The following is a 20,679-nucleotide window of genomic DNA, read 5'->3' on the forward strand; positions in this document are numbered from 1 at the left end:
ACTTCGTCTTCATAAAACACCGGATGGTCAACACTGCATTTGTCCAGCGCCTCACTTATCTGAGCGAGCTTTTCTTCCTTGTCAGGGTCTCGAATATTGAGGGTAGGTGCCGCCCTACGCCAGACGATCCCGATTTTCGGTAACCAACGCCTGACCGTAGAAGCCGCCACTGTACTTTGGAATACATCATTGAGCTGCATCGTTAAAAGCTCTGTACTCCAGCGGCTTCGCTGATAACCGAAATCCTGCGGGGAAAACTGAACCAGAATAGTCAGCATCGCACACATTTCGCTAACGGGAAGCGTTGGCGGTCTGCCAACAGGCAAAGCGTGCAGGGCATCCATACCACCTTGAGTAAACCAGTCAATCCACCTACCCACTGAGGAGCGGGCTGCACTGATAATACGGCAGACATCGACAATCGTTTTGCCTTCGTGGAGTTGCATGAGAGCAATAAGTCTGCGGGCATAATCCTTGTCCTTGGTAGTCTGTATCGCTTTTTTCATCCTACGACGTTCGCCACGAGGTATCGGTGCTATGATGGCCATCACTCAGTCCTTTTGTCGGTATGTTTCGGTTTGGCGATTGATCAGATCGCACAAAGCGGACTGAGTTTCTCTTATCTTTGAGATCTACTATTAGGAACAGCTATTTAGTTGTCTATTTTCAAATTGTCAGAACGCTTTCGAACGATACATCTTTGGTGCGTTACTGATGATGTTATAAGCAATGGGCTTGCCAATTTGTTATATCATTGTATTTAATGACATTTACTTTCTTTTTCAATTTTCTGCCTGAAGAAACCGAACAGATTGGGTGCAGAATTGCACTGTTTTGATCCATGCAACGAACTGTCGACCTTTGGAAATCGCAGGATGAGCAAGCCACATAAATGAATTCGGATGAAACTCGCGGTAGGTGAAAATCTGAGGTTTTAGGATGCCGATAAAAAAATGTTTCCCAGTCCAACCAACGGAGGATCGATAGGACAGAGAAACGAACAACGACAGCAAGGAGTAAACGTAACGTCTGCAGTCATTCTGCATACGCACGCCATTCTCTTAACAGCAACCACCTTGCCAGTTTTTTATTTGATTGTTTTAAATGAATTTATTTAGTTAAAAGCAATTAAATGCTGATCGGATTGTTCACCATCAGTGCAGAAGATGCACCGACTTTGCACTTTGATTTCAGAGGGGTCTTCGCTGTTTCGTCGTATCATTTAACGCGCATAATGCAGTGTTCTACATCACCGACCGTAACACTGATAGATTGAGATAACTTGAGGTATTCCAGTTCTTCGAGAACATCATCTGGGTAGCCTTGGTCAACCATCCAATCCATCGGTTCACGGAAAGAGTCTTCAGAGACGATTACAGAATCATTCAGCAGTTGATTCTCGCGAATACTCACAATCCAAACCCGTCCACGATACTCAGAAAAATCATTAAGCGATTTCGCAAGGGAGTCGTTCACTTTACCCCAGAATGTACCCATCGTAATTGCTTGCCCTTCGAGTAAATCTTTGAAGATTCGTATGTTTCATACGCAGAAACTAAAGAATATACCGTACGGAATTGGATTCAAACGCTCTTTCTCTCGGTGTGGGACATGGCACATAGTTAGGGGAGTTTTGCGAGGTTTATCGCCATTTTGAAGTAAGGAATGTCACCTTTGTAAAAACGTTCACCTTCCGGTTTCATACCAAATTTTCGGTATATTCCCATGGCAGCTTCACGAGCATCACACCAAAACATCGAAACATCACGTGCCTTCATTTCTTTAAACGCTGCTTTTAGTACCGAAGACCCAACACCTTGACCTTGATACGCCGGTAATGCTGCAAATTTTCGCAAGCGCACCACTTCACCGTCAAAGAACAAAGACGCGACACAAATCAGTTCCTCGTTGACGTAAGCCCCCAGATGAAGGGCCTCATTGTCCCCTTCCGCTTTACAAAACTCGGGTGGTTTGTCAGGCCACAGCACTCTGTGGCGAATGTCGATGGTTTCCTGCCAACTGATGTGTCGAATTTCCATTTCGGCTTCCCAAATCAAGATTTACCAACACCTTACCACGGCATAGCAGATCATGTGGGTGGAAAGCTACTGTCGCATCTGATCGCCGATTGGCGCGGCATTATTCTGCTGAGTGCCCAATCCGATATTGACTGCATCATGGCCGCCAAATGATTGGAAGGGTCGTAAACCAAACATCGGCATGATGGCGTAGATATGGTCGAAGATGTCTGCCTGCACACCTTCATAGAAAACCCAGTCTGTGTTGTTCACAAAAGCATAAACCTGAAGTGGCAAACCTTCCGCAGTGGGTTCCAATTGGCGCACCATACACGTCATGTAGTTGTGAATGTCCTTGTGTGCGCGAAGGTAAACGGCAAGATAGGCGCGAAATACTCCAACGTTAGTCATTTGACGAAGGTTCGCGGCGTGGTGGACATCTTCAAAACTCTCGTTGAATTCTTTGATCTCTTTCACCCGCTCAAACAAAAACTCGCGCAAGATTCGTATTTCTTTCAACGATTCGATCTCACCCTCGGAGAGAAAACGAATAGAAGTTAAGTCGATATGTACAGAGCGTTTTATACGGCGGCCACCCGAATCGGACAACCCCTGCCAGTTGATAAATGCGCTCTGTACTAGCGCGTAGGCTGGAAGCATGCTTATGGTATTATCGAAATTACGTACTTTCACCGTTGTCAGAGAGATCTCCTCGACTGTCCCACTCGCACCGTATTCCTCCATCTGAATCCAATCGTTTAGACTTACCATTCGGTTGGCGGAAAGCTGAATACCAGCGACAAATCCCAGAATGGTGTCTTTAAAAACCAACATAACCAAACCTGTCGCGACGCCCAGTCCGCTCAGGAAGATGATTGGCGATTCGTTCGCAAGAATGGAAATACAAATCACAATACCGACGAAGAAGGTAAACAACTTAATAAGCTGAACAAAGCTTTTGATAGGCATTCGACGGCTGATGCCCTTGAAATAGGCAATGTCATGAAGCGCGTCCAAAAGCGCAAACATCATCCAAATGAACATTACGATAACAGCAATGCCAAGGCAGCGATCTGACATCGTCGCGAGCAGAGGGTGATGCGTCAATATGGGAGGAACCAACACATCCAGAATCATTACCGGCACAAGAGCAGCCAGCTTTTCTAACACTTCGTGTTTGGTCATGCTGTTCGTCCAGGATTGCTTGTTTTTACTGATCGCAAGGTTAACGTAGCGAACAATAATCCGATGGACGATCAGGTAGCTGATGGCTGAAATGCCGATTGCAGCCATGATAAAAACCAGAGTGGGTTCTGCACCATAAGGGTCACTGTCGAGCCCAATCTGAGATAATTTCTCTGAAACGTATTTACGAACACCATGATCTAACATTTGCCGGATTCCCTCTACTGACATGATTGAGCGTATCAGTCAGGTTTCCGATCCGGTGAGGCAGTTTTGATACAGGGGTCAGTAAAGTCCGCAGTCCTTTAAAGGCACTTCCAAGGCATTGCTTTCACCTTTGGCTGGTGCTCCTACCATTTCGTCATACGCGCTTTCCTGACGGAGAACCGTTTCTTTCGCTTTTAGGTTTTTACAGCACTTTTGAATTTCAATCAGCGAATGGGTTCGAAGGAAGTTACCGTCGTCATAACAAACAAAGTGCTCTTCCTCATCAATGATGACAGAGGCTTGGTATAAACACAGATCCAGAGAATGGATAATCAACTTATCGATAACAAAGTATTTTTCTAGTTTGGTGAGTGGTGTTTTCATAGCAGCCTCCTGTAATCAACAACAAGGTTACGAGGGACTTTGTTTTATGGTTCAAAAAAAACGGCGACCTCTTGAGATCACCGTTTTCTGGATGTTTTTGAGCTTACTGGCTAGATGTACTCGTCGATTCCCGGTGAATCCCGCCGATCAGCGCTCACACGGCGATCATACCCTTGGTATTTGCCACGTTTTTTGCGTCGATCTCTACGATCACGTCTATCCATGACATAGACGCCATTTACCAATTTTGTGTCCGCCACAATGGTTCTGTTTTCTATGCCTTGATGTGGCTGAATTTTCATAATTGGAAACTCTACTGTAGTTACTCCGCAAGAGGGAAATACCCCTCATAACGCTTCTATTATAAAGAGACCGGTGAAAATTCAACCTCCCTTCGGTCAGAGTGTTTGCTAGTCTCACCAAAGCATCGATTTCTCATATTTTAAACAAAAAAGTATTGAGTGTTGTATCGATAAATCAAGCAAAGCGACTGATCAAATAACGCTTTGTCCGAATGCACTGAGCACCAAAGAAACTGCACGCTCGGCAGAGATATTGCCTTTATCTAGGAAGGGGTTGAGCTCAACCAAATCCATCGAAGTCATCAGCTTGGTCTCTGCGCATTTTTCCAATAGTAAATGTGCCTCTCTGTACGTCACACCGCCCGGAACTAAGGTGCCTGAACCCGGCATCACTTCGGGGTCGCAACCATCTACATCGAAGCTGACATGAAAGCCAACCGTCCCTTTAGTCACGATTTCTATGACTTCGTCGGCGACACGGCTCATGCCTATCTCATCGATATCGCGCATGCTATAGACTTTGACCCCAGACTGTCGAATCAACTCGCGTTCTTTTTCATCAATATCCCTAACGCCCACCAGCGCAACGTTTTCGGGTTTGATTTTTGGATTATCACTTAGGATATTGGTGAAATCTTTATCACCGTATCCCATCAAGTGTGAGAGCGGCATGCCATGAATGTTACCTGATGGAGATATACCTGGAATGTTCATATCAGCATGAGCATCAAACCATACTAGCCCCAGTTCTTGATTCTGCTGCTGGTAGTAATCGGCAATACCCGATATCGATCCAATCGCCAAAGAGTGATCTCCCCCAACAACCATTGGAATGTTGCCATTGCTGAGCGCATCTCGCGTGACCAAAGCCAAATCACGACACACTTGCAGGATTTCGCTCCGAAATCGCATGTTTTCTTGCATTTGAGAAGGTCTCGATTCCTTGGATGGAACCGCGACATCCACCTCTTCCGAGATGCTGTAACCTAACTTTTTTAGTTTCTCACCCAAGCCAGCAATACGCACAGCAGAAACACCGCCATCCGTTCCCCTGCGTGAGGCCCCCAAATCTACTGGGACGCCGATGATTTGAATTGATGTAGATTGTCCATTTTCTTTCATAAGGGAGACCCTCGAAACGATCGTATTGGAATGAGGAGTATTAATTCACTCCTTCGAAGAATATTGATTGCCAGTGTGAAAGGGCTGCGTTCTTTAACAGTTACCATTGACACATAACATTTATTTAACATGACAGTATTTTGAGTATAAGTAGGAGGTAGGAAAGAAAGCGAAGAAGAGAACACTGCTAGCAATAGTGATACGCTGTTCTCGCTAGAGATACACGCTGTACTATGTTGAACTTTCAACAGTTTTGGTTATTTAGTTGCGAAAGTTTACGGCTAAAAGAAAAATGGCCAGTATTAATCAGCTTGATGCCTCGCGTTTTTCGCTTCATCTTCTCGCTGCTGAATCACTGATTTCAGGAAGCTCGCTTTTCATAAAAGATGGCAATACTACGACCTTCACATTTATCGTTATAACGCGCATGCCACTACTTTCCGTAGCTACCTTTACGAAGCAAACGATTGAAGCACATGACAGCCAGCAGTGCCCGGTAACCTTTTCTGTTTTATTCGCCAGAAATGCAGCCTTAAAAATAAAATTTCTCACCTATAGAGGCCAACAATTTCATCTCACCAGTTTCATGATGAGGCAGGGAACGGTGTTGACCGGGTTCAATACCGTGGAAAGCAGACTTCATTATCTGCAAAATATCGCCGTGGGCGACGAGAAGAATCACCTTGTTCTCATATTGGGTTTCGAGATCTGTTATTAAGCTTACTGAACGTTCGCGTACGCTCATGGTGCTCTCAACACCATTGACGCTCTGGTGAGAATCCTGAAAATCTTTCTCCCATACATTTTCATAGGCTGAAGACGAGTGTCCTTCCCACTCACCAAAAAATCGCTCGCGAAGTCGAGTGTCTTCGATCGGGGCCGGAAGTGAAAGAACACTCGCCACAATACCTGCCGTTTCTTTCGTACGTTTAAAGTCTGAACAAAAAATCGCATCTATCGGCTTGCCATCGTATCCTATTGCAGATTCCTTCGCCTGAGTTTGCCCAAGCGGTGACAACCCGTAATTCAGGCAACCAATCTCAGGGTCACTGACCACGATATCAGCGACGTTTGCTTCACTTTGCCCATGGCGCATAATGAGGTAAGTATTCTTGAAAACGGTCATTCTTCTTTCCTTAGTGAAAACTCAAGCAACCTTACGTTGGAGATTCATTGTTATTAAAGTTTGGCTCCGCTCTTTTTGGCGATTCCGTTTGGGTATTTTTAAGTCGGCTGGTTCTTAACTCGCCCGCTTGATCCAAGATAGGGTATGCAATCGACGTAAAGTGAGAGTTGATACGGATTAAATCTCTCAATAAATCCAAATATAAAGAGCTGCCAGCAATAACGGTAATCGTTTGATCACGGAGTCCTTTTTGATGAGCCAGTATTGCTTCGCGCTCAATGTTTTTTACTATGCTCTTCTGTTCAATTAACGCACGCGCATTGTTCACATCACCGGTGAGTAGCACGCTGAAAGCGAGTTCCATATTACGGTAAATGCAGGTCTTGAGTTCATCAATCGCTTTACGCTCATAATCAGGCAAGAGAATATTTTGTTGGATAATTTTATTGATGACTTCTGTCATGCTGTATTCGAGAATGTCGCCTGCATGCTCCAGATTGGCCGTATAAGACGAAATGCGATAGCAACGGCGGCGATACTTCTTGGGGATGTCCTGACGACTGAGCTCCGTTAAATAAAGATTTATCTTCTCGTAGTACTCATCGACCAAATCATCCGAACGCTTAATATGCTGTAACTGTGCAGAGTTGCGGGTGTTCAACGCCTCAAACGCGCCATCAAGCATGCCTCTCAGCAAATTAATTAGTACAGATGTTCCCGTCATTCTTATATCACCTAGCGCACGACGTGCGTGTTCTCACTTCTCACTTCTCGCTTTCACCTCTATACCCATACAACTTTGAGCACTTGTCTATTTACAAGGTAATCAATAGTCAGCATTTGATCAACAAATGAACATTTTGATGTTCGTACGCTCATTTAATGTTGGCAATTTGTTAAATTTGATCTTAGATTGAAATGAAAGTGGAGATGTGAGCAGTTATGACGGTAGCAACCAAACTCAAATCGAAAACAGAGATTCGACGCGAAAAGATCATCGAACTGACACAAGCGCGCGGCAATGTATCTGTCGAATTACTCACGGAAATGTTGGGTGTGTCATCACAGACCGTGCGTCGGGATCTCAATCAATTGTGTAGTGAAAATCTGCTTCGCCGTCGTCACGGGGGTGTGGAGTGTTTCGAACAGCAGTTGAATGCGCCCTATGACCTTCGCGCCGCAACAAATCCAACTGAGAAACGCGCTATTGCTAAAGCAGTGGCTGATGTCATTCCTGATGGCGCGACGGTGTTTATTTCTATTGGTTCAACACCAGCCATTGTGGCCGAAGCACTGACTGCAAAATCTGGCTTAACGGTGATGACCAATAATCTCAATGCCGCCATGGTGCTGAGCAACGAGCCAAGCAACCGCATCATCATTCCCGGTGGAGAAGTACGCATGCCAGATAGGGATGTGCTCGGTGACGGCGTGCTTGAGTTTTTCAACAGTTATCGCGCTGAGTACGGCATTTTTGGCGTAGCCGGCGTTTCAGAAGACGGAGGAATGTTGGATTTTCATGCCTCCGAAGTGAGGGTTCGCGAAGCCATTCGCACCCATTGCAAAACGTCCATTCTGGTAATGGACAGTACTAAGTTGACTCGAACAGCCCCTGCCATTGGTGGGAGTATTTTCGACGTGGATTTGATCATCATGGATCAACATCCCGGCGATGACTTTTCAGCGCTGAGTGACCGTGTCGGAGATCGTTTGAAGTTAGTGGGAGGCGACGCTTCATGAACACAGAACCCTTTGTTTCGTTCGACAACATAGCAAAAAGGTGGAACGGACAACTCGGTGTTGAAAACATATCTATTGATATCCCAGAAGGGACGTTTGTTGCTCTTCTGGGCCCGTCAGGTTGTGGTAAGTCCACAACTCTTCGATTGCTGGCCGGTCTCGAGATTCCTGATGAGGGCGCAATCCGTATTGAAGGTACTGACGTGACAGAAATGGCACCTTCAGCGCGAAATCTCTCCATGGTATTTCAGTCTTATGCACTCTTCCCTCACCTCTCTGTCGCAGAGAACGTCATGTTCGGCATGAAGGTACGAAAGGTCCCCAAAGATGAACGCCTGAAGAAACTTGAAAATGCACTGCGGATCACCGGCCTTCTGGGATACGAAGAGCGTAAGCCGGGCGAACTGTCTGGCGGTCAGCGACAACGTGTGGCTCTCGCACGTGCGATAGTGGCTGGTCAACCTCTTTGCCTGATGGATGAACCCCTCTCCAATCTGGATGCGAAACTACGCCATTCGGTTCGGAAGGACATCAAAAAGCTTCAAAAAGATTTGGGGATGACTGTGGTTTATGTCACCCACGATCAAACAGAAGCCATGAGCATGGCGGATCTCATTATCTTGATGAAAGACGGTCACATCATGCAGGCAGGCACACCTCAGGAGCTCTATAACCTACCCCAGAACACCTTTGCCGCTGAATTTATTGGTGCCCCACCAATGGCATTGATTGATGGCGACGTTATTCCTGGCACTGAGCACGCACACAAAGTTGGCCTTCGTACCGAAGACGTTGAGTTAGTGGAAGCCGGCCAAGGCAGAATCAGTTGCACCGTTTCCGAAAGCGAATACCTGGGTGATGAAACCCATGTGTTGCTGGATCACCCAAAAGCAAAAGGCTTGGTGGTGAAGCTCCATGGATACTCCTCTTTGGAGGAAGGTAGCACCGTAGACATAACCTTTGAGGATAGTGCCCTGCACTTCTTTGACGGTGATGGAAACAGAATAAATTAAAAAGGAGAGGAACAGCGTCCTTGCCTCAGATGGGGAAACTGATTCCGAAATTAAATACGTAACCAATGGTGAAACTATGAAGTTCTCAAAATTAATGAGTTGTGCCTTTGCCGGTGCGTTTACACTCGCGTCGCAATCCGCAATAGCAGCGACTGAACTGAACATGTACTACCCCATCGCAGTAGGTGGCGCGCTAACAAAAGTGGTTGACGGCATTGTTGATGACTTTGAAGCGCAAAACCCAGATATCAAGGTTAACGCTATCTTCTCCGGTAACTACGATGATACCCGTGTGCGCGCACTGTCTGCACTGAACTCTGGCGAGCCCGCACAATTGGCAGTCATGTTCTCTATCGACGTGTACGACTTGATTGAGCAAGATTTGATCTCACCATTTGATGATCTGATGCAAGGTGACGCTGACAAAGCTTGGTTGGCTGATTTCTACCCCGCGCTGATGGAAAACGGTCAGGCGGAAGGCAAAACCTGGGGTATTCCATTCCAGCGTTCCACCATTGTTGCTTACTACAACAAAGACATGTTCCGCGCAGCGGGTCTAGATCCAGAGAAGCCGCCGACAACCTGGAATGAGTTGGTCGAAGTGAGCAAAAAGCTCACGAATGACGACACTTACGGCATTATGATCCCATCCACTGGTTACCCATACTGGATGTTCCAGGCACTGGCGATTCAGAATGGCAAAAAGCTGATGTCTGATGATGGCCTCACTACCTACTTCGATGATCCGGCCGTGATCGACACACTCAAGTTCTGGAAATCTCTTTCTCAGGAGCATGGAGTGATGCCAACCGGCACCGTTGAATGGGGTACGCTCCGTCAAGCATTCCTGGAAGGCAATACAGCAATGATGTGGCACTCAACCGGTAACCTCACAGCAGTAAAAAATGCGGCGAAGTTTGACTTTGGTGTTGCCATGCTGCCAGGCAATGTCCGTTTAGGCTCACCAACCGGTGGCGGTAACTTCTACATATTCAAAGACACCTCAGACGAAGAAAAAGCCGCATCCATGAAGCTCATCAAGTTCATGACTTCACCAGAGCAAGCCGCAAGATGGTCAATCGCGACCGGTTACATGGGTGTGTCAAAAGGCGCATACGAAACAGAAGCGCTGCAAGAATATACAGCAGCGTTCCCACCCGCATTGGTTGCACGCAACCAACTTGAGCATGCGGTTGCTGAGTTCTCCACTTACGAAACCGCGCGTGTCCGGGAAGGTTTGAATAACGCAATTCAGTTTGCCCTGACCGACCAGAAAACGCCTGAAGCTGCGCTTGAAGAAGCTCAGAAATCCGCAAAACGTCTCCTGCGCGATTATCAATAAGCACATCTCCCCTGCCTGTGATTCAGGTGGGGGACCCTCTGGAAGTTGAGCAGTACTATGAATCATTACGCTGAAATGGAGCGCCGCAGACAGCACATGTATGGCTGGCTTCTGCTGACTCCCGCTGCCATTTTACTGACGCTTTTCGCGTTCTACCCTTCGGTAGCTACCCTGTGGGAAAGTCTATTTTCCAAAGGAACGCGTCGTCGCCCTTCAGAATTTACCGGGCTGGAAAACTATTCGGATCTGTTTAACGATCCGACCTTTTGGATCGTCGTCGAAAACAACCTTTTCTATGCCGCGATTACTATTCCGGCGTCGATCGCTATCGCACTGATTATGGCGCTTTGGGCTAACTCAAAAATATCGGCCAAGGGCTTTGTCCGCACCGCGTATTTCACACCCACAGTGCTACCCATGATTGCCGCTGCGAACCTTTGGCTGTTTTTCTACACGCCAGATTTGGGCGTACTCGACCAAATCGGCGCGCTGTTTGGCTTTGAATCAGTCAATTGGTTAGGCCGACCTGAAACCGCGCTTTGGGCGGTGATTATTGTCACCATCTGGAAAGAAGCGGGATTCTTCATGATTTTCTATCTCGCTGCTTTACAGACCATTCCTGCTGATTACAAAGAAGCCGCAGATATTGAAGGCACCAGCCGCTGGACGTACACACGCCGTATTGTGTTGCCACTGCTGATGCCCACCACCCTGTTTATTGTGGTCAACGCCATGATTAACTCGGTGAAGCTGATCGACCACCTGTTCATTCTTACCAAGGGTGGGCCGTCCGACGCGTCCAAGCTAATCCTCTATTACATCTGGGAAATGGCATTCGCCTTCTTCGATGCACCACATGCTGCCGCGATGACAGTGCTGGTGTTGATTGTTCTGGGGATTGCAGCAGCGATTCAGTTCACCTATCTGGATAAAAGGACGCACTATCAATGAAATTTATCGAAAAATATCTCGATACCTTTGGTGCGCTCTTACTGGCCGTCATTTGGATATCGCCGTTACTATTTGCTTTCTGGGCAGCGTTTCACACCACCTCAGATGCCGTGAATTTCAACCTGCTCTCAGGCTGGACACTAGATAACTTCCGCGTCGCGTGGGAAGGCGCGCCTTGGATTCAGTACTTCATCAACACCTTCTGTTTGGTGACCGTGGTATTGATTGGGCAATTCATCATCACCACGCTGGCGGGCTTTGCGTTTGCACAGGTGTCATTTCCGGGTAAAGACTTCGTTTTCATTCTGGTCTTGCTGCAACTTTTCATCCTCCCGGAAGTGCTGATCGTTGAAAACTACGCAGTGACATCCAAACTTGGTCTGTTCGACACTATCCTGGGTGTCGGTATGCCTTATATGGCGAGTGCATTTGGTATTTTCCTGATGCGCCAGTCCTTTAAATCGGTGCCTTATGAGTTGCATGAAGCAGCCAGCGTCGAGGGTTGTTCGCTGTTCGGTATTTTGATGAAAGTCTATGTGCCGCTCGCAAAGCCGACTTATCTCGCTTACGCACTGGTTTCTGTCTCGACCCACTGGAACAACTTCCTGTGGCCCTTGATTGTGACTAACTCTGACGATACCCGACCACTCACCGTGGGTTTGTCGATATTCGGTGCACCGGAAAACGGCGTAGATATTTCCGTGATATCCGCCGCCACCATGATGTCGATTGCCCCGCTACTGATCGCGTTCTTGATCTTCCAACGTCAGTTCGTGCAAGCGTTCTTGCGTGCAGGTATCAAGTAAGGAGGCCGCTATGACACGAATCATACAGCTGACAGACACGCACGTTGTCTGCCCTCCCAACAAGGTTTCCGGCGTACTCGACACGCTGGCCTTGTTTGAGGATGCCATCACTAAGATTGAGCAGGATTTAGAGAGGCTTGGACACGTCGATGCCATCATCGTGACTGGTGATATCACCGACCACGGCGACGTCGAGAGCTACGACGCTTTCAAGGCTGTAGTAAGACGTTTAGGTATTCCCTATTTCGTGATACCCGGCAACCATGATCTTCGCTCTTCTATGCACCACTGCTTTGAGAATCTGACACCCGCGACCAGTGAAGAAATCAACTGGGTGAAACACTTCCCAGACCTCGACATCATCGGTCTGGATACCGTGATTCCGGGTCAAGGCGGTGGTCGTTTATCTCCCAATGCTTTGGCTTTTCTGGAACATGCATTGACGAGTCAACCGGATAAACCCGCCTTGATCGCCATGCATCATCCTCCTTTTGCATCCGGTATTCAGTTTATGGATGCGATTGGTCTGGAAGGTGCCGATGAAATGACAGAGATTCTGGAAAAATCACCCCGTGACGTGCGGATTATCTGCGGCCATCTTCACAACAGCATTGTTAGCACAATAGGTGGAGCCACGGTCTTGTCCTCCCCCGCAACGGCGAGTTCCTTTTTGACGGATCATCGAAGTGATGCGCCTGTCGGTTTTACACAAGATCCCGGCGGCTACATGCTGCATGAATGGAATAAAGGCTTTCGGAGCACTTACCTTCCTCTCACTCCATCCAGCCAGCTCTATCCTTTTGAGCGATAAAAGTGCCTGATGACCTTTGTAGAAAGCCCTCAACTCTCACGCTAAAGCGGTGACAAATACGTTTTAGCGTGCTATCCCCTTGATAGAACTTATACCAATCGTAGTAAATATCTGCTCATCCTAGCTTGTTAAAATGCTCGATAACTGCGTTGAAAAATTTGATTGTAGAATAACTACTTATCGAAATTTCCCGCCTTGTTCTCGAGCATTTTTCCTGCGCTATTTCTGATCAGCTACCTACTGTGATTGGTATTACATTCAGTTATGAGGATTTTCAATGTCACCCAAACCTCTTCTGTTTATCGTTGAAGATGACACCAAGCTTCGACAGCTTCTTTCTTCCTATTTCCGCGAGCAAGATTTTGACGTCAAGGAGTTTGATCATGGAGAAAGTGCCATTGGTGCAATTCTTTCTGAACAGCCCAACATCGTTATGCTCGATCTCATGCTGCCAGACATTGATGGCCTGACAATTTGCCGACAGATTCGCCCCCAGTTCTCCGGTAAGGTGTTAATGCTGACGGCAAGTGATGACGACTTTGACCATGTCGCCGCGCTGGAAATTGGAGCAGATGATTTTGTCACCAAACCGATTAAACCCCGCGTACTGCTTGCTAGGTTGCGAGCGTTACTGCGCAGGGAGGGTTCAGGTAATGATTTGCCAGAAACGGCAAAGTCTGAATCTGTCAGCGTACTAAGGTTTGGGAATTTGTCTCTCAACTACGCAAGAAAATGGTGTGAATGGTCTGGTGAACACATTGCTCTATCAGACAGCGAATTTGACCTTTTGTGGCTGCTCGCGGCTTCTGCAGACGAGGTTTTGTCGAGAGAAACACTGACACTCGCTGTTCGTGGCATTGAATATGATGGACTGGATCGTACTGTCGATAACAAGGTCGTCAGTCTTCGAAAAAAACTGGGAGATAACCCCTCATCACCTCACCGGATACTGACAGTGAGAGGGAAAGGCTATCTCTTTGTGCCGGACGCATGGAAGGAATAACAAGACCAGGTAAACTATGTGGCGTATCTATATCGAATCCTTTATCGGACTGTTTGTCCTTTTTATTGTCAGCCTTTTCGCGTTTGACTTGTTTGTCTATCAGCTCAATACAGACTACGACTATGTCCTTGAGGACATGCAAGCAGCAGCAGTACAAGATTTAATGGCGACTTTGTCAGAGTATCAAGATGATGAAGCGCTCAGGCAATTGCTTGCTGACTACGCCCAATCCACGGCGAACAATCTAAACCTCGTGCCAATGAATGATGCACCCGAAGAAGTAAAACGATACTTTTCAGGAAGCGATATCCCGCATTCCTATTCCTTTCACGATGAAGACCGGGGACTTTGGCTGAGACTGCCGGATTCAACGAACTACTACCATTTTGAGCCAAATACCGATGACGTAGTCAGACAGAATATCGAGTTCAGCGACTCTCTGTTTTTCGTCTTTATCGGTGGAGGATTCCTGATTTATTCGAGTTGGCTAATTTGGTTTCTCAGCAGGCGGGTTCGGATTTTACAACGGGTGACCGCAGACTTTGCCAAAGGCGACCTAAACGCTAGAGCGCCAACCAACAGTGGGAGTAAAGTCGGCCAGTTGAATGAAAGCTTCAATGATATGGCAGACAAGATTTCTGAGTTGATCACCAGCAACCGCTCATTAACTCAGGCTGTTGCGCATGACCTTCGCACACCTATTTTTCGCATTCAGTGGCAAGCAGAGATCATCAAAGAAGAAGTCACATCTGCCGACCTTAAAGACAAGGTCGCCAGTATTGTCGAGGACACAGAGGAGATGGAGCAACTTGTGAACGAATTGCTCTACTTCGCCAAAATTGGGCGTCAGGATAGGTCACTGACGAAAGAAACCCTCCCTGCTGCGCCCTTTATCCAGCATTTGGTTGAACGACTGCCCAATCGTCAAAACCGTGAAATAGAAGTGATTATTGAGCCTGATATCTCACTTCTGGCTGATAAACCCTTGTTGAAACGCGCTATAGAAAACATATTAACGAATGCAGTGCGGTATGCGGAATCAACCGTCAAAGTCATTTGCCAACAAAACGGAAGATCAGCCCAGATCATTGTTGAAGACGATGGCCCCGGGATCCCTTACGAATATCGCGAATCCGTTTTTGAGCCGTTTTTCAGTGTCGACCCTTCTCGGAACAAAGCCAATATGGGTCATGGACTGGGTCTTGCCATTGTTAAACTTATCGTTGAAAAACATGACGGGCATGCCGTTTTTGAAGAAAGCGCAAAAGGAGGAGCCAAACTCATTTTGACCATTCCAAACCACAGACCCTGACAATCGCTGACAAACCCATGACAAATTGATTCTATTGTCAGTTAGCCGAGTTTTGTACGGTGTTCATTAAGCGCACAAACAAGGACAGAATCATGAATAAATCTGCATTACTCTTTTCCATTCTCGCCGCTGCACCTGCGGTACAGGCAGCGAATCAAACTTATATTCTTAACGGTAACATCTACAGCAAGCAAAGCAGTTGGATAGCTGAAGCAGGCGTAGCTGCCACCAGCGACCTCTACAAAGAGCAAGATCACTCAGTCGTTCCACTCCTAAACTTTGGCTACCACGGTGAAGACTTCAACATCGACTTCAGTGGTGCAAACTACCGCTTTTATGGAACCGACGGTGATCTGGTCAATCTAGGTGTCCATCTCACCAGTGCGGGGATCGGTTATGATGACGATACCTCGGATTTCCTAAAAGGCATGGATGACAGGGACATCAGTGTCGACCTCGGATTAAATGCTGATTTCCAAGTTGGTACCGGCGTGATTTCCACCTACTTCCAGCATGATATCTCTGGCGCTTACAAAGGCTATCTGGCGGGCGTGAGGTATTTCGACATCTTTCCCATTGGCGATGCGGATTTGGTTTCCTTCGCAGGGGTGATGTTCCAGAGTAAAGACTTTGTGGACTACTACTTCGGCGTACAGCCAAAGGAAGCACGCGCCAACCGACCTGAATACACTGGCAAAAGCTCAGTCGCTTATGAAGTAGGTTATAAGCTGATTTATCCTATCAGCGAGAACTGGAACCTGACTCAGTCCACCCAATACACAGAATTAGGCAGCGACGTTGCTGACTCCCCTATCGTTGACAGCAAACACCAATGGCTGGTTGGTGCGACAGTCGCCTATCACTTCTGATCAAAAAAGCCTGACGACATAACATCGTCAGGCTTTTCTTCATTGTTTTGATTAACGTTGGGCTCTAAACCGAAGCACCATCAAACACATCAAATGGCAACTTGGTTGTATCGATACCATCAAGGCAGCCGAGGTTAACCCGGTAGTGTCCTGGTTTTCTAAGTGTTTGGTGGAAAGGATAAATCCCACAACGGTTACAGAAGTGATGTTTCGCCGTACCACTACCAAACGAATAAGTCGCCAGTACACCTTCTGCTGCTTTGATATTCATGGCTTCCGGTGGGACGGTAAATGCGCTCATCAATGCCCCTTTCTTCTGGCAGATTGAACAATTGCATCGTAGCCCTGATTTAATTTCATGCTCTTCGAATTCAAACGTCACCGACCCACAGTGACAACTTCCTGTGTATTTCATGCCTTCTCCCAGCTGTACTTATGATTATTTTTTGAGCTTTACCAGATTAACACGCCAAGCTGGTTATTTTTCAATCGAGGATTGTTAAGTGGTCTGAAAAACTAGGCGAAGCGAAGTGCTATTCTGTTGGCATAACATTGAGGAGGGGAAGATGAACAGAAGAGTGGTCATTAACGGAAAAGAAATCTCCAACCCGGTTGCCATCTTGGCGCTTCAAGCTGGTGCATTAATCGTTGCCGCATTGGTCATTGCTTTTGTTTTCTTTGTGATTCTTCCGTTGGTCGGTCTTTTCATTGGTTCCATATTTATCGCAGTCATCACTTTGCTTGTAGTCATCGCCGTGGCAGTGATTATCGGGATATTCAGCAGTGTGATTTCCGCTTATCTTTCTGAGCTTTTCGGTGGAAATAGGCGTTAATCGGACTTTTCTTTTTCCACTAACCGCTCGGTAAGCCACTGTTGACTGGTTTGAGTTTCTTCGCCACATTTCACCAGATACGCGCGGCCAGTAAACCAGCTTTTGGAAGCCACCTCTTCAATAAACATTTCCGTCGATTCCACCCTGTCTTCGGCGTATTCCCACTTATTCTGAAGATGTTCGGCCGCCTGCAGATTGTCGTATTCAGAACCGTTGCGTACAAAGGTACAATCCGAGCTTTTCATCTGCGCGATGAGGTATTCCACATCGTTTTTTACCGATGCGGAAGCTGGGATACTGACTAAGGCAGCGGCAGCCAATGCCGCCGCAAGTCCTAATTTTATCATCATTCCTGATTCCACCATTCAACCACTGGCAACGCCTCACCGATAGCCAAACGCTGACCAATCTCTGGGCTAACCATGGTCACGCCACGCTCATTGCTGATTTCCAGTGCTTTTTTCATCGGCTCTTTCCAGTCATGCATCGCCAGATCGAAAGTACTGTTGTGGATGGGCAACATCACGCTACCTTTGAGGTCAATGTGTGCCTGCACGCTTTGCTCCGGGAACATATGAATGTTCGCCCAGAGAGAGTTATAGGCGCCAGTTTCAATCATGGTTAGGTCGAATGGGCCATACTTCTCACCAATTTCCTTAAAACCATCGAAGTAGCCTGAGTCGCCACTAAAATACACCCGTTTTTCAGGGGAGAGCATTACCCAACTTCCCCAAAGTGTAGAATCACGATCGGTTAGGCCTCGGCCTGAAAAGTGTTGCGTTGGTGTCAGGGTAAAATCAATACCATTGACCACCCGCGATTCCCACCATTTCAACTCTACGACTTTCTCTGCCGGCACACCCCAATCCTTTAGGATTGCACCAATCTTCAATGGCACTAAAAACAGTCCTGTTTTGTCTGCTAACGTTTTCACCGACATTTTATCCAAGTGGTCGTAATGATCATGACTGATCACAACCACATCGATCTCTGGCAAATCTTCTATTGAAATCGGCGCTGGATGGAAGCGCTTAGGACCCATAAATTGCACTGGTGAAGCGCGGTCGCTGAATACCGGATCAGTCATCACGAGGCTACCATTCAATTTCATCAACATACTCGAGTGGCCGAGACGATAAACCACATCTTCACGCTCATCGATCAGCTGCTCAGTCGTAATCGTATGCATTGGAAAATCAAAAGTCGGTTTTGGCGTTCTCTCTTCCGCCTTAATGAAAGCCATAAGGATTTCAAAAGGGTTGCTTTGCCTTTCGAACGCCGGATCGCTATTTACAAATTTGTCTGGATAATCCGCTTCTGGCCCATCAGTACTGGAACAAGACAGCATTGTTGAACTCATCGCAATCACTCCTAGTGTCGTCAGTAAGGTGTGTTTCAAAAGGTTTCTGTCCATAGCGACCACGTGTTGATTGATGAATTTTGATGTAAACTACTCGGTGTAGTTTACAAAAGAATAATGAAAAGTAAACCGCTTAGTGTAATATAGTCACCGTTACTTTTTGAGTTGGCACCTAACCCAATGACAGTGAAGAAAAAAACCAGAAGAGAAATAAAGCGTGAAGCCATTCTGGAAGCCGCGCGTCAGGCTTTTCAGGAGTTTGGCGTGCAAAATACCAGCATGGATAAGCTTGCCGCGCTCGCCAATGTCTCCAAGCGAACCGTCTATAATCATTTCCCGTCTAAAGAAGCACTGGTCATGGAACTCCTCTCAGTGCTTTGGAAAAGCTCCATCACGCCAGAGTGCCTTGAAGAACTGTCGAAACTGCCACTGTCTGAACAGCTTTCTACTCTGCTCTATCAAGAGATCGCTGTCATTGCCCAACCTGATTACCTCGACATGGCAAAGGTGGCTTTTGGCCACTTCCTGTTCCAGCCGGAAGCGTTGCAGGAACAAATCAAGAGTATGTCGAAGGAAGATACCGCCTTACATGCTTGGCTGGTCGAACAAGATAAAATCGGCACATTGAGAATGGAAAATGTGGAGCTTGCGCGAACTCAGTTACACAACCTGATCAAAGGATCTGCATTCTGGCCGCAGTTGATTGGAGCTTGTCAGCCGCTCAATGATAGCGAAGGCAAAGCTCTGGCAGAAAACACAGCTGCAATATTCCTTAGTCACTACAAGAAATAAACTCACTATCAATTTAATAAAAAAGCGCTGCTAATCAGCGCTTTTTTATTGACCACTTAAAATATATACATTGCAACTATCAAAGATAAATATATATAATTTCAATTACCACGCATGCCAACATCACCAGGGATATTAGTGATAATACAATCATTATCGCGATATTAATATGTCATTACACTAAAACAATATTTCTCATCTAATTTACCTTTTCATACATTCAAGCTCTCAGTTTCTGATTAAAAATGATCCAGCTCAAAAATAGTTTGCGATACATACCTATATTCCTTTTCCAAAGCCAACTTAGAAAAGGAAGTAATGATGAAAAAATTGAGCACGCTAATTCTTGCCTCTGCTGTCGCAATGCCAGCATTTGCCGATCATAATGTTATCGATGGTATGGACTTTGGTCCTCTAGCCTCTCTTGTGGGTACTTGGAAAAGTGTTGAAACAGGCGGCGTTGATGTCGCACCGGCTCAGGAAGGTACTAAACAAGGTAAAGGCGCACCTGCTGTTACGCCATTCTACGAAACCATCACTTTTGAAGTGGCAGCCGACGCAGTTAACGCGAGCGATCAGAGTCTAGTTGCTCTTTACTATAAGCAGGAAGTTTTCCGTAAATCAGATGACTCTAAGTTCCACGACCAACGTGGATACTTTATTTACGATCAGGAAAACCAAATCGTCTATAACTCGTTCTGTGTTCCGCGTACAACTTGTGTCACTGCAGAAGGTACAGCTGGTAAGACGATGACATTGAAGGCATCAAACCGCGGTATCGCAGAGTCAAACTATATGACGCAAAACGCTACCACGACTGACTTTACGATGACGATTAATATCGAAGACGATAAGTTGACATATTCTCAAAATACCGCACTAAATATTTATGGCAGCGACTTTTCACAGAAGTGGACCCCATTGGTTGGACACACAAGCTAATTTTTTAAGTGTTTGATCCCGCTCATGCTGCGTATCTTTGCCTGCCGAAGTAGGCTTCATCAGGAGTAAGGTCATTGAGTCCCTGATGGTTACGCTCTTCGTTATAGAACACCATGTAGTGGCCGATTTCAAGTTCAGCTTCTCGGGGGGTGGTATAGGCTTTTAAGTAAACCTCCTCATATTTCAAGCTACGCCATAATCGCTCGATGAACACGTTGTCGACCCAGCGTCCTTTCCCATCCATGCTTATCCGTACATCATGGTCGATTAATCTCTGAGTAAACTCAGCGCTAGTAAACTGGCTGCCTTGATCTGAATTGAAGATATCGGGCGGCCCGTAGTGTTGCAGTGCGTCTTCGAGAGCCTCAATGCAAAAGCTTGTATCCATCGTATTCGACAAGCGCCAAGCCAGTACTTTGCGGCTATACCAGTCGATAATGGCCACCAGATACAGGAACCCCTTCGCCATGGGGATGTACGTGATGTCAATCGCCCAAGCTTGGTTTGGATAAGTGACATCGATATCACGCAGCAGGTAGGGATAAACCTTGTGTGCTTTGT

Annotated in this window: 24 protein-coding genes; 12 read left to right on the forward strand and 12 right to left on the reverse strand. The window is 46.6% G+C overall.

Annotated features, from left to right (window positions below; translation table 11 throughout):
• The 8 genes from GMA8713_RS23100 to GMA8713_RS23135 form a co-directional block, all read right to left on the reverse strand.
• On the reverse strand, positions 1–548 hold a 548-nt coding region (locus tag GMA8713_RS23100; RefSeq protein ID WP_198159503.1), incomplete at its 3' end, for a helix-turn-helix domain-containing protein.
• A gap of 670 nt (positions 549–1,218) precedes the next feature.
• Positions 1,219–1,497 (reverse strand): hypothetical protein, encoded by a 279-nt coding sequence (locus GMA8713_RS23105; RefSeq protein WP_084387815.1) that lies wholly within the window; start codon positions 1,495–1,497, stop codon positions 1,219–1,221.
• 125 nt (positions 1,498–1,622) lie between these two features.
• A complete protein-coding gene (locus tag GMA8713_RS23110) occupies positions 1,623–2,039 on the reverse strand; it encodes a GNAT family N-acetyltransferase (RefSeq protein WP_062714664.1) in 417 nt (138 codons plus the stop codon).
• A gap of 66 nt (positions 2,040–2,105) precedes the next feature.
• Positions 2,106–3,410, reverse strand: a complete 1,305-nt coding sequence (locus tag GMA8713_RS23115; RefSeq protein WP_062714666.1) for a mechanosensitive ion channel family protein — start codon at positions 3,408–3,410, stop codon at positions 2,106–2,108.
• Between the two features lie 78 nt (positions 3,411–3,488).
• Positions 3,489–3,794: a DUF6482 family protein gene (locus GMA8713_RS23120; RefSeq protein WP_062714668.1), complete on the reverse strand. Its 306-nt coding sequence runs from the start codon at positions 3,792–3,794 to the stop codon at positions 3,489–3,491.
• Between the two features lie 494 nt (positions 3,795–4,288).
• Positions 4,289–5,218: an arginase gene (gene rocF, locus GMA8713_RS23125; RefSeq protein WP_062714670.1), complete on the reverse strand. Its 930-nt coding sequence runs from the start codon at positions 5,216–5,218 to the stop codon at positions 4,289–4,291.
• Positions 5,219–5,750: 532 nt separating this feature from the next.
• Positions 5,751–6,344 carry a histidine phosphatase family protein gene (locus GMA8713_RS23130; protein ID WP_062714672.1) on the reverse strand — a complete coding sequence of 198 codons (594 nt, stop codon included), beginning with the start codon at positions 6,342–6,344 and terminating at the stop codon, positions 5,751–5,753.
• Positions 6,345–6,375: 31 nt separating this feature from the next.
• Entirely contained in the window at positions 6,376–7,068 is a 693-nt protein-coding gene (locus tag GMA8713_RS23135) for a PhoU domain-containing protein (protein WP_232314546.1), read from the reverse strand.
• Between the two features lie 218 nt (positions 7,069–7,286).
• On the opposite strand from GMA8713_RS23135, the gene GMA8713_RS23140 reads away from it, so the two are divergent.
• The 9 genes from GMA8713_RS23140 to ompV all read left to right on the forward strand — a co-directional run bounded on the left by GMA8713_RS23140 (position 7,287) and on the right by ompV (position 16,191).
• On the forward strand, positions 7,287–8,084 hold the full coding sequence (locus GMA8713_RS23140; protein ID WP_062714674.1) for a DeoR/GlpR family DNA-binding transcription regulator: 798 nt from the start codon (positions 7,287–7,289) through the stop codon (positions 8,082–8,084).
• A complete protein-coding gene (locus GMA8713_RS23145) occupies positions 8,081–9,097 on the forward strand; it encodes an ABC transporter ATP-binding protein (protein WP_062714676.1) in 1,017 nt (338 codons plus the stop codon). The genes GMA8713_RS23140 and GMA8713_RS23145 overlap by 4 nt, the downstream gene beginning before the upstream one ends.
• Positions 9,098–9,173: 76 nt before the next feature.
• Positions 9,174–10,439 (forward strand): ABC transporter substrate-binding protein, encoded by a 1,266-nt coding sequence (locus GMA8713_RS23150; protein WP_062714678.1) that lies wholly within the window; start codon positions 9,174–9,176, stop codon positions 10,437–10,439.
• Positions 10,440–10,496: 57 nt separating this feature from the next.
• Positions 10,497–11,390, forward strand: coding sequence for a carbohydrate ABC transporter permease (locus GMA8713_RS23155; RefSeq protein WP_002538861.1), 894 nt, complete (start codon positions 10,497–10,499; stop codon positions 11,388–11,390).
• Entirely contained in the window at positions 11,387–12,196 is an 810-nt protein-coding gene (locus GMA8713_RS23160; protein WP_062714680.1) for a carbohydrate ABC transporter permease, read from the forward strand. The genes GMA8713_RS23155 and GMA8713_RS23160 overlap by 4 nt, the downstream gene beginning before the upstream one ends.
• 10 nt (positions 12,197–12,206) lie before the next feature.
• Positions 12,207–13,007: a phosphodiesterase gene (locus GMA8713_RS23165; protein WP_062714682.1), complete on the forward strand. Its 801-nt coding sequence runs from the start codon at positions 12,207–12,209 to the stop codon at positions 13,005–13,007.
• Positions 13,008–13,284: 277 nt separating this feature from the next.
• Positions 13,285–14,010 carry a response regulator gene (locus tag GMA8713_RS23170; RefSeq protein ID WP_062714684.1) on the forward strand — a complete coding sequence of 242 codons (726 nt, stop codon included), beginning with the start codon at positions 13,285–13,287 and terminating at the stop codon, positions 14,008–14,010.
• A gap of 16 nt (positions 14,011–14,026) precedes the next feature.
• Entirely contained in the window at positions 14,027–15,322 is a 1,296-nt protein-coding gene (locus GMA8713_RS23175) for an ATP-binding protein (RefSeq protein ID WP_062714685.1), read from the forward strand.
• 92 nt (positions 15,323–15,414) lie between these two features.
• Positions 15,415–16,191, forward strand: a complete 777-nt coding sequence (gene ompV, locus GMA8713_RS23180) for an outer membrane protein OmpV (protein ID WP_062714686.1) — start codon at positions 15,415–15,417, stop codon at positions 16,189–16,191.
• Between the two features lie 64 nt (positions 16,192–16,255).
• Here the strand turns inward: ompV and GMA8713_RS23185 are convergent, their stop codons facing one another.
• A complete protein-coding gene (locus tag GMA8713_RS23185) occupies positions 16,256–16,606 on the reverse strand; it encodes a GFA family protein (protein ID WP_062714688.1) in 351 nt (116 codons plus the stop codon).
• A gap of 151 nt (positions 16,607–16,757) precedes the next feature.
• Here GMA8713_RS23185 and GMA8713_RS23190 point away from each other — a divergent pair, with 151 nt between their 5' ends.
• Complete coding sequence (locus GMA8713_RS23190; RefSeq protein ID WP_062714690.1) at positions 16,758–17,024, forward strand: hypothetical protein; 267 nt, start codon at positions 16,758–16,760, stop codon at positions 17,022–17,024.
• Here GMA8713_RS23190 and GMA8713_RS23195 read toward each other — a convergent pair.
• Positions 17,021–17,374, reverse strand: coding sequence for a DUF5329 family protein (locus GMA8713_RS23195; RefSeq protein WP_062714692.1), 354 nt, complete (start codon positions 17,372–17,374; stop codon positions 17,021–17,023). The genes GMA8713_RS23190 and GMA8713_RS23195 overlap by 4 nt on opposite strands.
• Positions 17,371–18,384 (reverse strand): MBL fold metallo-hydrolase, encoded by a 1,014-nt coding sequence (locus GMA8713_RS23200; RefSeq protein ID WP_039850015.1) that lies wholly within the window; start codon positions 18,382–18,384, stop codon positions 17,371–17,373. The genes GMA8713_RS23195 and GMA8713_RS23200 overlap by 4 nt, the downstream gene beginning before the upstream one ends.
• Before the next feature lie 180 nt (positions 18,385–18,564).
• Between GMA8713_RS23200 and GMA8713_RS23205 the strand changes: the two genes are divergently transcribed.
• Positions 18,565–19,176, forward strand: coding sequence for a TetR/AcrR family transcriptional regulator (locus GMA8713_RS23205; protein WP_062714694.1), 612 nt, complete (start codon positions 18,565–18,567; stop codon positions 19,174–19,176).
• 321 nt (positions 19,177–19,497) lie between these two features.
• Positions 19,498–20,118: a heme-binding beta-barrel domain-containing protein gene (locus tag GMA8713_RS23210; RefSeq protein ID WP_062714697.1), complete on the forward strand. Its 621-nt coding sequence runs from the start codon at positions 19,498–19,500 to the stop codon at positions 20,116–20,118.
• Between the two features lie 22 nt (positions 20,119–20,140).
• Here the strand turns inward: GMA8713_RS23210 and GMA8713_RS23215 are convergent.
• On the reverse strand, positions 20,141–20,679 hold a 539-nt coding region (locus GMA8713_RS23215), incomplete at its 5' end, for an IS3 family transposase (RefSeq protein WP_062705098.1).

It is taken from the genome of Grimontia marina (assembly GCF_900060185.1).
GTDB lineage: Bacteria > Pseudomonadota > Gammaproteobacteria > Enterobacterales > Vibrionaceae > Enterovibrio > Enterovibrio marinus.

Bases quoted from the DNA above. Each gene is read 5' to 3' on its own strand.
- GMA8713_RS23105 (WP_084387815.1), bottom strand. From the start codon at position 1,497: ATGGGTACATTCTGGGGTAAAGTGAACGACTCCCTTGCGAAATCGCTT.
- GMA8713_RS23110 (WP_062714664.1), bottom strand. From the start codon at position 2,039: ATGGAAATTCGACACATCAGTTGGCAGGAAACCATCGACATTCGCCAC.
- GMA8713_RS23115 (WP_062714666.1), bottom strand. From the start codon at position 3,410: ATGTTAGATCATGGTGTTCGTAAATACGTTTCAGAGAAATTATCTCAG.
- GMA8713_RS23120 (WP_062714668.1), bottom strand. From the start codon at position 3,794: ATGAAAACACCACTCACCAAACTAGAAAAATACTTTGTTATCGATAAG.
- rocF (WP_062714670.1), bottom strand. From the start codon at position 5,218: ATGAAAGAAAATGGACAATCTACATCAATTCAAATCATCGGCGTCCCA.
- GMA8713_RS23130 (WP_062714672.1), bottom strand. From the start codon at position 6,344: ATGACCGTTTTCAAGAATACTTACCTCATTATGCGCCATGGGCAAAGT.
- GMA8713_RS23135 (WP_232314546.1), bottom strand. From the start codon at position 7,068: ATGACGGGAACATCTGTACTAATTAATTTGCTGAGAGGCATGCTTGAT.
- GMA8713_RS23140 (WP_062714674.1), top strand. From the start codon at position 7,287: ATGACGGTAGCAACCAAACTCAAATCGAAAACAGAGATTCGACGCGAA.
- GMA8713_RS23145 (WP_062714676.1), top strand. From the start codon at position 8,081: ATGAACACAGAACCCTTTGTTTCGTTCGACAACATAGCAAAAAGGTGG.
- GMA8713_RS23150 (WP_062714678.1), top strand. From the start codon at position 9,174: ATGAAGTTCTCAAAATTAATGAGTTGTGCCTTTGCCGGTGCGTTTACA.
- GMA8713_RS23155 (WP_002538861.1), top strand. From the start codon at position 10,497: ATGAATCATTACGCTGAAATGGAGCGCCGCAGACAGCACATGTATGGC.
- GMA8713_RS23160 (WP_062714680.1), top strand. From the start codon at position 11,387: ATGAAATTTATCGAAAAATATCTCGATACCTTTGGTGCGCTCTTACTG.
- GMA8713_RS23165 (WP_062714682.1), top strand. From the start codon at position 12,207: ATGACACGAATCATACAGCTGACAGACACGCACGTTGTCTGCCCTCCC.
- GMA8713_RS23170 (WP_062714684.1), top strand. From the start codon at position 13,285: ATGTCACCCAAACCTCTTCTGTTTATCGTTGAAGATGACACCAAGCTT.
- GMA8713_RS23175 (WP_062714685.1), top strand. From the start codon at position 14,027: ATGTGGCGTATCTATATCGAATCCTTTATCGGACTGTTTGTCCTTTTT.
- ompV (WP_062714686.1), top strand. From the start codon at position 15,415: ATGAATAAATCTGCATTACTCTTTTCCATTCTCGCCGCTGCACCTGCG.
- GMA8713_RS23185 (WP_062714688.1), bottom strand. From the start codon at position 16,606: ATGAAATACACAGGAAGTTGTCACTGTGGGTCGGTGACGTTTGAATTC.
- GMA8713_RS23190 (WP_062714690.1), top strand. From the start codon at position 16,758: ATGAACAGAAGAGTGGTCATTAACGGAAAAGAAATCTCCAACCCGGTT.
- GMA8713_RS23195 (WP_062714692.1), bottom strand. From the start codon at position 17,374: ATGATGATAAAATTAGGACTTGCGGCGGCATTGGCTGCCGCTGCCTTA.
- GMA8713_RS23200 (WP_039850015.1), bottom strand. From the start codon at position 18,384: ATGAGTTCAACAATGCTGTCTTGTTCCAGTACTGATGGGCCAGAAGCG.
- GMA8713_RS23205 (WP_062714694.1), top strand. From the start codon at position 18,565: ATGACAGTGAAGAAAAAAACCAGAAGAGAAATAAAGCGTGAAGCCATT.
- GMA8713_RS23210 (WP_062714697.1), top strand. From the start codon at position 19,498: ATGAAAAAATTGAGCACGCTAATTCTTGCCTCTGCTGTCGCAATGCCA.